Genomic DNA, 2,065 nt, shown 5'->3' on the forward strand with positions numbered 1-2,065 from the left:
ATTAATTTTTCATATTCATTTAAAAATATTTTGATTCCTTCTTTGTTTAGATAACAAGCATCATTATTTTTATACTCAAAGTGAATAGTCTTTAGTTGTTGTTTATTTATCATTCTTATAACCAAACGATCTATAAATACTGGTTTCATCATATCAGCCAAATCAAAATGAAGTGAATCACTTTGTTTAGATAAACTATGGATATAGCTTATTTGTGGTAATAGTGGACTTTTATCAATATCTGATAAAATATTTGCATATAATATTGCATATCCATAGCTTAATAAAGCATTTATTTCATTTAGTGGCGGATAATATGATCTTTGTTTGAATATAAAATTAGGATTTTTTATAATAATATCAAAAGATGAATAATAAGCTTTTTTTGCTTTTGCTTCTAATAATAATAAATCTTCAATTGTTTCTATTTTTTCTAAGTCGATTAAATAGTTATTTATTGTTTTAATTATATGATCTAATAGATTGTATTTTTTATCATAGTATTTTAATAATGATAAACTGTTTTTTATTTCTGTTTGAATTATTTTTTTAGCTATGTATATTCTTTGGTTGCTGCAATATGAATTTACTTGATTAATAATTATTTTTCCATCACTATATTTTTTAGGTGTATATCTGCCAATATAATCTCCATAATAATTGAAAAAGAAAATACTTACAGAGTATATATTTAAAATAGCTAGAGTACGCTTATTTAAAGTAATGTCATTAAAACAAATTATTAAATTGATTTGTTCAATCGGAATATATATCACATTACCATTTTTCTCTTGTAAGATAAGCGAACGATCTTTTCTTAAAAGAGTACCACTTTTATAAAGATAAAAAACCTTTTTCATTTTTACATTCAATCATCCCAAAACCACATGATCCCTTTGCTGATAATCCGGTATCATAAATAATTTTAAGAGTTTCATAATTAGTGATAATAACCAGTTCACATTGATAAGCTTCATAAAAAGTATTTTTAAAATGAACTAGTTTTTTCTTTTTATAAACTACTTCTTTGATCTTAAAAACACATTTATTAATTGGATAATTATAAGCACTAATTTTATGTTTTATATTATCAATCAATAATTGTTCATATTCACTATCTCCAGGCTGGTAATATTTAAAATATCCATTTTTACTTGTGTAAGTAACTATTGGTGACAAAGTTTTTATTCTAATATCTTTAATACCGTTAAAATGTGGTAAATCCAAAACATCAAAACCAACAATTTTAACTTTTTGTTTATTAAAGAATAAATAGTCATTATTGGATAAAAAATTATAGATGATCTTAAATAATTTTTTATCCATAACACTTATATATAACTTTATTTCATCCTTAAAAATTATATTTTTATTTTTAATACTATAATTACCATACAAATCACTAAAAACAAACATTTTATAAGTTTTATCCTTATCACGATACCCTTGATCATGATAAAAAGATCCTTCTTTTTTTTCATCCATCATGTTATAAAGAATACCTTGAACTATTGATTTATAAGAAAGAGGTAGAACTAATTCGTTAGCCTTCATCTTTAGAACTAATCGCAATTTTTCCACCTCCAATAAAATTATATTTTCCTATTCCTAATTTTAATATATTTTTAGATAAATAATCATCCAACTCTAAAGAATAAATATACCCTGTTTTTCTTATTTTTCTAGTATGAACATTAATAATACCTTCATTTACATTTTTTATTCTTGTTATACTAGAAATTGTATGCATTAAATGATAGTTTGTATTATACATTCTATTATAATATTTAACCATATTATTATAACAGTAAATAAAATCTAATGATTCTATTATACTATAAACATTTAATTTCTTTATTCTACATTCTTTATCTTGAATAATATCACATTCAAACCTTTTTATTAAAAAATCATAACCTGCCAATCTAAAATTTAAATATTCTTTAAAAAATATTTCAAGATAATCTTTATAAATATCACAATTACCGACTAAATAAACAATAAATTCATATTCTTCATTTTCTTTAAAAATATTTTCTGAAAAAATATCTTTTTCAAAAATAAT

Annotated in this window: 3 protein-coding genes; all 3 read right to left on the minus strand. The window is 21.4% G+C overall.

What is annotated here, in order from left to right; translation table 11 throughout:
* Nucleotides 1–860: CRISPR-associated endonuclease Cas1 (cas1, locus tag J7M77_RS16700; protein WP_296880621.1), on the minus strand; the 860-nt coding region annotated here is incomplete at its 3' end.
* Nucleotides 835–1,572, minus strand: coding sequence for a CRISPR-associated endoribonuclease Cas6 (gene cas6 / locus J7M77_RS16705; protein WP_296880624.1), 738 nt, complete (start codon nt 1,570–1,572; stop codon nt 835–837). The genes cas6 and cas1, both read right to left, overlap by 26 nt.
* Nucleotides 1,544–2,065: hypothetical protein (locus tag J7M77_RS16710; RefSeq protein WP_296880626.1), on the minus strand; the 522-nt coding region annotated here is incomplete at its 5' end. The genes J7M77_RS16710 and cas6, both read right to left, overlap by 29 nt.

Source organism: Thomasclavelia sp., from assembly GCF_017889095.1.
Classification (GTDB): Bacteria; Bacillota_I; Bacilli_A; order Erysipelotrichales; family Coprobacillaceae; genus Thomasclavelia.